The organism is Streptomyces kebangsaanensis (assembly GCF_001906585.1).
Lineage (GTDB): Bacteria > Actinomycetota > Actinomycetes > Streptomycetales > Streptomycetaceae > Streptomyces > Streptomyces kebangsaanensis.
On record NZ_JUJA01000033.1, the window covers coordinates 56109 to 64279 of the forward strand.

Here is an 8171-nt window from a genome sequence, read left to right on the forward strand (position 1 = left end):
GCCACTCTCCGCCGCGCACCGCGCTCAGCGCGGCCGCCCAGTCGGCGGGCAGCGGGGCCGCGTGGTCGGTGTTCTGCCGTTCCGGGGGGAGCAGGCCGAACTTCTCGGCGGCCTCCGATCTGTTCCCTCCGCCTCCGCCTTCGGTGCCCGGCGAGCGGGACGCCTTCACGTATTCCTTCGCGAAGACCCAGGCCATCCACAGGATGAAGATCAACGTGGGGACGGCCAGGATGCCCAGGATCCACAGCAGGACGGTCATCGGGGGTGTGAGTCCGTTTCTCGGTCGTCGGGGAGAGAGGGGGAGAGGGGGAGAGGGAGAGGTCGGTCGGAGCGGCNCGGCAGGCTCAGGCGGCCCGCGGCGGCAGCAGCGCGCGCAGCGGCCCGGTGTCGGGGCGGTCGGCGAGCGCGGCGTCCACCGCGGCGTTCAGTACGGCGCCGGCCTCCGTGTCTCCGCCGCCGGCGTCGGCGGCGGGTCCGGGCAGGTGCGCGGTCGCCGCCCGTTCCCAGGAGAACTCCCAGCGCACCAGCGAGCGGGCACTGAACTCGGCCAGCACCATGCTCCGCAGCGCGTCACGCATCACCGGGCGGACGAACTCGCGGAAGGCACGGCCTTTCGCGGCCGCCGCCTCGTCGGACAGCGGCAGCCGCTGCGCCAGCCGCCACAGCTGCCCGTCGTCGATCACCGTCAGCAGCCCGGGCAGTGTCGGCCGGTCCTTGGTGTAGAAGGCCAGCGCCCGGTGCAGGGGGGTGTCGAGGGAGGCGAGGGCGTCGGCCATCGCGGCGTCCAGCAGTTCGTTCCAGTCGGCGGTACGGCGGAACGTCCGTGCCTCTTCGGTCAGGACCACGTCCTCCAGGGCCGTCAGGGTCAGCTCCGGGGCGGTGAGCAGGTCGAGCGCGACGCCCTTGGCCTCCTCGGCGCGTCCGTCGGCGGACAGGTCCTCGATCCGGCGGACGCGTTCGGCGATCGGCGGATGCGAGTCGTAGGGGGATGCGGGCTCGTCCGGCAACTGCGTGCGCAGCTGTACGAGTTCCAGTGCGCGGGCGTTCAGCATCCGGCCGAAGCCGCCGAAGAACTCACCGCGCGGTGGCATCAGCCGCGCCCGCGCGCCGAGCGTGGCGTAGCACTCGAGGTAGAAGTCGTGCGCCGAGGCGAGGGCCGGTATCTCGCGCAGCGCCGACGCGGTCGCGTCGCGGCCCGCGATCCGGGCGGCGGCCAGGTCCGCCGCGTACTCCTGGTCGCGGGCGGTCGTCAGGGAGGCCCGCAGGTAGAACTCGCCGTACCGCGTGTAGAGCCGGGCCATCATCCGGTACGTGAGGCCGGACCCGGACGTGTCGATCTCCTTGGCCTTCTTGCCCTTGACGGCTGCCCTGGCGGCGGCCTTCTCCTGGCGGGCGTGCTCCTCGGCCGCCGTGCGGTCGGCCTTGGCGTGGAACTGCTCGATGATCCGTTCGATCTGTGTCCGGCCGCGGACGACGAGGGCGGACAGCCGGGTGTCGCCGCCGGTGAAGTGGCCGTACTCGTGGGCGAGTACGGCGCGCAGCTGGGCCTCGCTCAGCCCGGTCATGAGGGGGACGCCGAGGTAGAGGCGGCGTGGGCCGGGGAGCAGGCCGAAGAGCCGCGGCCGCTCGGTGACGCCCGCGTTGACGTCGCCGGTGAGCACGATCCGGTCGGGGGCGCGGGTGCCGGCGGCGTCCGCGAGCTCCCGTACCAGCGCCCACAGCCGGGGTTCGTCGGCCTCGGTGACGGGCAGGCCCGCCACGTTCTCGTCCTTCGGCGTGCGAATCATGAACATGCCGCGTACGACGGGGACGGCCAGCAGGACCGAGACGACCACGATCTTGCCGGCGACCGGGCCGGGTGCCCAGCGCAGTGCCGCCGCGTTGAGGGCGGCCAGCGCGGCGAGCAGGACGAGGCTCAGCAGATGGAAGCCGAGCAGCAGTGCGACGGCGCGCAGCGCGCGCAGAGTTGCGCCCATCGGGCACATCCCCCCACAGGACCTGGAGAAGCGGACATGGCAGAGCGGCGGCCGTTGGGAGGCGACCGCGCGGTGACGCGTGTGGGGGAAGACGCGGCAAGCGGAGTAGGCGGAGTATGCCCGACCGCAGGTCAGAGGGCAATTTCGGCCCCGGGCCGGCGCCCGGACGCGCAGGGTTTTCAGCGGAGTCCGGTCCGGCAGTCCGGCCCGGCAGTCCGGTCCGGGAGTGCGGTCCGGGAGTGCGGTCCGGCCGAAGGCGCGGGGCCCGTCAGCGGAGCAGGGTCGCCGGGCTGCCGCCGTTCGCCTCGTAGCCCGCCACCGCCAGGGCGCGGTGGACGGCGAACTCCGCCGCCGGGTCCGCGGACAGCGTCCACGGCAGGGCGCCCACGTGGCCGTCGACGTGCACCAACTGGTTCATGGCCTCGGCCCACCGCTCGCAGCGGACGAGGAAGAAGAGCAGCAGATGGCGGACGTGCGCCTGCATCGGGTCGTCGGAGCGGGCCTCGTGCACCGCGAAGAGCGCGCCGTGGATCGCCTTGGTCACGACCTCGCTCTGGTAGAAGCCCCGGACCAGGTTCACCTCGGGCAGGTGCTCGAAGACGGCGAAGAGCGGCAGGGCCGCCAGCAGCGAGCCCTGGGGCGCGCGGGCGGCCGCGGCCTCGGCGAACGACATCGCCAGCTCGCGCGAGCCGTGCCACTTCTCGCACCAGTAGTGCAGGGCCGCCAGATGCGCCCCCATGTGGTTCGGCGCGCGGTCGAGGATCTTCAGCCACAGCTTCTCGAACTCCGGCTGCGAGTAGGCCAGGCCGCGCGCCACCGACAGCTCGACGATGCAGGGGATCGGGTCGCCCGGGGCGAGCAGCGCGGCCTGGCCGCACGCCTCCCTGGCCTCCTCCATGATGATCCGGAACTCGTCCGTGCCCGGCGTCGCCGTACGCCACGCCTGCTGCACCAGGAACTCGGCGTGCACCGCCGCGCCGCCCGGGTCCTTGGGCGCCTCGGCCCGCCACACCCGCAGCCACTGCCCGCCCGGCACCTCGCCGACCCCGCCCGGCCGATGCTGCAGCTCCAGCGAGGCGGCGCCGGCGAAGGCCTGCACGCGCTGCCAGCGCTGCTCGTCCTCCTTGTCCGTGCCCGCGAGGAGCTGGGAGGCCGCGCGATGGTCCTGGGTCCGCTGCACCAGGTCCAGGACGTCCAGCAGGTCCTGGTCCGGTCCGGGCAGGCGGACGTCGAGCTCCTCCTGCCGCAGGAACCCGTAGTCCGCCGGGTCCGCGGCGTCCGGGTGCCCCGCCGGCACCTGCTCGATGACGCCGCGCCTGCGCCGCAGGTACGGGATCAGCACGAAGCCCAGCAAGACCAGTGCCATCAGGACCCAGAGAATCTCCATGCCTCAAGCGAACCAGACCGCGCCGACAATTGGCCAACCCGTCCCGCCGCCTGTGGAAAACCCGACCGAGGGCGGTGCCGGACCCGCCGTCCAACACCACTCCCGCGGGCGCACTACCCTCGGGCCCATGAGTGACAGGCACATCAGTCAGCACTTCGAGACGCTCGCGATCCATGCGGGCAATACAGCCGACCCCCTCACCGGAGCGGTCGTCCCGCCCATCTACCAGGTCTCGACCTACAAGCAGGACGGTGTGGGCGGACTGCGCGGCGGCTACGAGTACAGCCGCAGCGCCAACCCGACCAGGACCGCCCTGGAAGAGAACCTCGCCGCCCTGGAGGGCGGCCGCCGCGGCCTCGCGTTCGCGTCCGGACTGGCTGCCGAGGACTGCCTGTTGCGTACGCTGCTCAGCCCCGGGGACCACGTCGTCATCCCCAACGACGCCTACGGCGGCACGTTCCGCCTCTTCGCCAGGGTCGTCTCCCGGTGGGGTGTGGAGTGGTCGGTGGCGGACACCGGTGACCCGGCCGCCGTACGGGCCGCGATCACCCCGAGGACCAGGGTCGTGTGGGTGGAGACCCCCTCCAACCCGCTGCTCGGCATCACCGACATCGCCGCCGTCGCCCAGGTCGCCCGGGACGCGGGCGCGCGGCTCGTCGTCGACAACACCTTCGCCACGCCGTACCTGCAGCAGCCGCTCGCGCTCGGCGCGGACGTGGTGGTGCACTCGCTGACCAAGTACATGGGCGGCCACTCGGACGTCGTCGGCGGCGCGCTGATCGTCAGCGACGCGGCACTGGGCGACGAGCTGGCGTACCACCAGAACGCCATGGGGGCCGTCGCGGGCCCCTTCGACTCCTGGCTGGTGCTGCGCGGCACCAAGACGCTCGCGGTGCGCATGGACCGGCACAGCGAGAACGCCGCCAAGGTCGCCGAGATGCTGTCCCGGCACGCGCGCGTGACGCAGGTTCTGTACCCCGGTCTGCCGGAGCACCCCGGCCACGAGGTCGCCGCCAAGCAGATGAAGGCGTTCGGCGGGATGGTCTCCTTCCGGGTCCAGGGCGGAGAGGAGGCGGCCGTCGAGGTCTGCAACCGCGCCGAGGTGTTCACGCTCGGCGAGTCCCTCGGCGGCGTCGAGTCCCTGATCGAGCACCCCGGGCGGATGACGCACGCCTCCGCGGCGGGCTCCGCCCTGGAGGTCCCCGGGGACCTGGTCCGTCTGTCGGTGGGCATCGAGAACGTCGACGACCTGCTCGAGGACCTGCAGCGGGCCCTCGGCTGACGGTCACCAACCGCTCACGGGTGGAGTCGTCTGCGACGGCGGCTCCACCCACGGCCGGACCGTCAGCGCCCACACGGTGAAGGCCACGGCCGCCGCGAACAGCACCAGCCACATCACCCGGCGGGCGGCCGTCCGGCGGCGCAGCACGCGTTCCCCGCGGCGCACCACGTCGTCGTACAGCTCCACCGGCACCTGCGGCGGCCGCTGCTCCAGAAGCCGTCGTACGGCGGCCTCGCGCTCGGTCCGGTTCACCGCCGCCTCCCCTCGTCCGGTCGTCGTACGCTCAGGGTGCTCGCGGCCCTCGCAGCGCTCACGACGACGCCACCTCGGTGCCGCGTACCGCCGGTGCCGGGCGGCCGGCCGGGTGGGTGAGCGCGGCGATCGCGCGGTCGCAGAGGACGCGGACACGGTCCGCGGGCAGCCCGAGCAGGGCCGCCGCCTGCTCCTCGGCCACGCCCTCGTACAGCCTGAGGACGACGACCAGCCGCTCCTGCGGGGCGAGGGAGGCCAGCGTGCCGGGAGGCCGCCGGCGGGTGCGGCCCGGGCCGCCGCGCCGATGCCAGGCCTCGCGGGCGAAGCGGGTGGCCAGGTGCCGGCGGGTGCGGTCGTACGGGTCCTCGCCGCGCAGCCGGTCCCAGCACGCGTACGTGTGTGCCAGGGCGAGGGTCAGCAGGCGTCGCGCGCGCGGGTTGTCGTCCGGGGCCTCCGCGGTGAGCAGCGTCGCGGCATGCAGCAGCCGCCCGGCCGCGCCCGCGACGAACGCCTCGAACTCCCGGGCCCGGCGAGCGCCTCGGGACACCTGCCGTTCTCGCACCGCGCCTCCCGCCAAGGGCGACCGTGACAGCGGGACCCGTGCTCGTACGGTGTGCGCGACCGCGTGCGGGGCCCGGTCTCATATGAGGGCAGCGACAGCCCGTCGGTCAAGAGCCGCGCAGAGGGCTCGGTGTCCGCTTCGGGGCGCCGGTGGTGGCTCCGGGGCGGCGGAAGGCGTTCAGGACGCCGGCGGCGTGTCCGTCTGCGGTGCGCCGTGGGAGGCCTGGCGGGCGGAGAGAGCGTGGTTGAAGCGGGTCAGCAGCGAGCAGAAGGCCTCGCGCTCCTCCGGCTGCCAGTCCTGGGTCAGCTCGGCCATCAACTGCCGCCGGGAGGAGCGGACCTCCTCCAGCCGCGCCAGCCCGCGCGGGGACAGCTGCAGCACCACGGCCCGCCCGTCCTCGGGGTGGGAGGTGCGCTTGACGAGCCCGGTGTCGACGAGCGGTGCCACCTGGCGGGTGACGGTGGAGGAGTCGATGCCCATGCTCGCGGCGAGCGCCTTGACCCCCATCGGACCCTCTTTGTCGAGGCGGTTGAGCAGCAGGTAGGCGGCGCGGTCCATGGAGTTGCGCACCTGCCCGACCCCGCCGAGCCGGGTCTGTTCGGCACGGCGGGCGAAGACCGCCACCTCGTGCTGGAGGGTGTCGAGGAGACCGGTGTCGCCGACGGTCGTCATGTCCATCGACATGTCGGGTGTTGTGGGCATGGCGGGGGGCTCACTTCTGAAGAGCTGCTTGGGTTGGGGGNNGTACGCGGCTGGGGGGCAGGCCGTACCGGCGCTGCGCAAACCGGTCTCGGAGGTTGGTCACAACCGCGTCCGGCGGCCGTGAACTGCGAGACTTGGGGCATGAGCTACAGCACGGCCGGCTCGCTGCGGCCCGTCACCCTCGACGACGTGCGCGGTGCGCAGAAGATGCTCTCGGGGGTGGCGCGGGTGACCGCGATGGAGGGCAGCAGACACCTGTCCCGGCTGGTGGGCGCGCCGGTGCACCTCAAGTGCGAGAACCTGCAGCGGACGGGGTCGTTCAAGTTGCGCGGCGCCTACGTCCGGATCGCCGGGCTGCTGCCCGAGGAGCGCGCCGCGGGAGTGGTGGCGGCGAGCGCCGGCAACCACGCGCAGGGCGTCGCGCTGGCGTCGTCGCTGCTCGGGGTGCACGCCACGGTGTTCATGCCGAGGGGCGCCCCACTGCCGAAGATCAGCGCCACCCGGGAGTACGGCGCCGAGGTGCGCCTGCACGGCCAGGTGGTCGACGAGACGCTGGCCGCCGCCCAGGAGTACGCGGCCCGGACCGGGGCGGTGTTCATTCACCCGTTCGACCACCCCGACGTCATCGCGGGCCAGGGCACGGTCGGCCTGGAGATCCTGGAGCAGTGCCCGGAGGTGCGCACGATCGTCGTCGGCATCGGCGGCGGCGGGCTCGCGGCCGGCATCGCGGTGGCGGTGAAGGAGCTGCGGCCGGACGTGCGGATCGTCGGGGTGCAGGCGGCGGGCTCGGCGGCGTATCCGCCGTCGCTGGCGGCGGGTCGGCCGGTGGCGATCGACGATCCGGCGACGATGGCCGACGGCATCAAGGTCGGAAGGCCGGGCGACGTGCCGTTCGCGATCGTCGGCGAGCTGGTGGACGAGGTGCGCACGGTCACCGAGGACGAGTTGTCCGCCGCGCTGCTGCTGTGCCTGGAGCGGGCCAAGCTGGTCGTGGAGCCGGCCGGGGCGAGTCCGGTCGCCGCGCTGCTGGGCGGTGCGGGCGGCATCGAGGGCCCGGTGGTGGCGGTGCTGTCCGGCGGCAACGTCGATCCGGTGCTGCTGCAGCGGGTGCTGCGGCACGGCATGGCCGCGCAGGGCCGCTACCTGGCCGTCCGGCTGCGGCTGACGGACCGGCCGGGCGCGCTCGCCACGCTTCTGGGGGTGTTGTCGGTGGTCGACGCCAACGTCCTCGACGTGAGCCATGTGCGAACCGACCCACGGCTCGGGCTCACGGAGGCGGAGGTGGAACTGCACCTGGAGACGAAGGGGCCGGCGCACTGCGCCGAGGTCAATCAGGCCCTGCGCGACGCCGGCTACACGGTCGTCGACTGATCCGTCGGGCGGCGGAACGCCGAGGTCACAGGCCCTTTGCCCTTCTCTTGTCACTCGTTCGGGCAAGCCCGTTGAGAGACGCGATACATCGCGTTATGGTGTGTCTCACGCCTCGCGGTGGCGCGTGGACGCTGCGCAGACGAAATTCCCAGCGAAACGAGAGCTGCCTCTCTAGGCTTTTCCGACAATCCCCGACGACGTGGAGATTTCATATGCCAGGCGCCATCTATGCCGAAGGTCTGGTGAAGACCTTCGGCGACGTAAGGGCTCTGGACGGCGTCGACCTCGATGTCCCCGAGGGCACGGTGCTCGGACTTCTCGGGCCGAACGGCGCGGGCAAGACCACCGCCGTCCGATGTCTGACCACCCTGCTGCGGCCCGACAGCGGCAAAGCCGTCGTCGCCGGCCTCGACGTGCTCAAACAGCCCAATGAAGTGCGGCGTTCCATCGGCCTGTCCGGCCAGTTCGCCGCGGTCGACGAGTACCTGACCGGCCGTGAGAACCTCCAGATGGTCGGCCGGCTCTACCAGATGAGGGCCGGTACGGCGAAGGCCCGGGCGGCCGAGCTGCTGGAGCAGTTCAACCTCACCGATGCCGCGGACCGGCCCGCGAAGACCTACTCCGGAGGCATGCGCCGCC

8 protein-coding genes are annotated in these 8171 nt (G+C 73.0%); 3 read left to right on the top strand and 5 right to left on the bottom strand.

Going from position 1 to position 8171, the window contains the following annotated elements; translation table 11 throughout:
* Positions 1-344 precede the first annotated feature (344 nt).
* A complete protein-coding gene (locus RH94_RS03565; protein WP_073946190.1) occupies positions 345-1976 on the bottom strand; it encodes a M48 family metalloprotease in 1632 nt (543 codons plus the stop codon).
* Positions 1977-2244: 268 nt separating this feature from the next.
* Positions 2245-3363 carry a hypothetical protein gene (locus tag RH94_RS03570; RefSeq protein WP_073946191.1) on the bottom strand — a complete coding sequence of 373 codons (1119 nt, stop codon included), beginning with the start codon at positions 3361-3363 and terminating at the stop codon, positions 2245-2247.
* Between the two features lie 127 nt (positions 3364-3490).
* Here RH94_RS03570 and RH94_RS03575 point away from each other — a divergent pair, with 127 nt between their 5' ends.
* Complete coding sequence (locus RH94_RS03575; protein WP_073946192.1) at positions 3491-4645, top strand: cystathionine gamma-synthase; 1155 nt, start codon at positions 3491-3493, stop codon at positions 4643-4645.
* A gap of 3 nt (positions 4646-4648) precedes the next feature.
* On the opposite strand, the gene RH94_RS03580 is transcribed toward RH94_RS03575, so the two are convergent.
* The 3 genes from RH94_RS03580 to RH94_RS03590 form a co-directional block, all read right to left on the bottom strand.
* Complete coding sequence (locus tag RH94_RS03580) at positions 4649-4897, bottom strand: hypothetical protein (RefSeq protein ID WP_073946193.1); 249 nt, start codon at positions 4895-4897, stop codon at positions 4649-4651.
* A gap of 58 nt (positions 4898-4955) precedes the next feature.
* Positions 4956-5459: a sigma factor-like helix-turn-helix DNA-binding protein gene (locus tag RH94_RS03585; protein ID WP_073946194.1), complete on the bottom strand. Its 504-nt coding sequence runs from the start codon at positions 5457-5459 to the stop codon at positions 4956-4958.
* Between the two features lie 177 nt (positions 5460-5636).
* Positions 5637-6137 carry a MarR family winged helix-turn-helix transcriptional regulator gene (locus RH94_RS03590; RefSeq protein WP_073946296.1) on the bottom strand — a complete coding sequence of 167 codons (501 nt, stop codon included), beginning with the start codon at positions 6135-6137 and terminating at the stop codon, positions 5637-5639.
* Positions 6138-6302: 165 nt separating this feature from the next.
* Between RH94_RS03590 and ilvA the strand changes: the two genes are divergently transcribed.
* Both ilvA and RH94_RS42165 read left to right on the top strand, forming a co-directional pair.
* Positions 6303-7532, top strand: a complete 1230-nt coding sequence (gene ilvA / locus RH94_RS03595) for a threonine ammonia-lyase (protein ID WP_073946195.1) — start codon at positions 6303-6305, stop codon at positions 7530-7532.
* Between the two features lie 212 nt (positions 7533-7744).
* On the top strand, positions 7745-8171 hold a 427-nt coding region (locus RH94_RS42165), incomplete at its 3' end, for an ATP-binding cassette domain-containing protein (protein ID WP_234425509.1).

Excerpts from the sequence above, each read along its gene's own strand:
- RH94_RS03565 (WP_073946190.1), bottom strand. The coding sequence starts at position 1,976 with ATGGGCGCAACTCTGCGCGCGCTGCGCGCCGTCGCACTGCTGCTCGGC.
- RH94_RS03575 (WP_073946192.1), top strand. The coding sequence starts at position 3,491 with ATGAGTGACAGGCACATCAGTCAGCACTTCGAGACGCTCGCGATCCAT.
- ilvA (WP_073946195.1), top strand. The coding sequence starts at position 6,303 with ATGAGCTACAGCACGGCCGGCTCGCTGCGGCCCGTCACCCTCGACGAC.
- RH94_RS03570 (WP_073946191.1), bottom strand. The coding sequence starts at position 3,363 with ATGGAGATTCTCTGGGTCCTGATGGCACTGGTCTTGCTGGGCTTCGTG.
- RH94_RS03590 (WP_073946296.1), bottom strand. The coding sequence starts at position 6,137 with ATGGACATGACGACCGTCGGCGACACCGGTCTCCTCGACACCCTCCAG.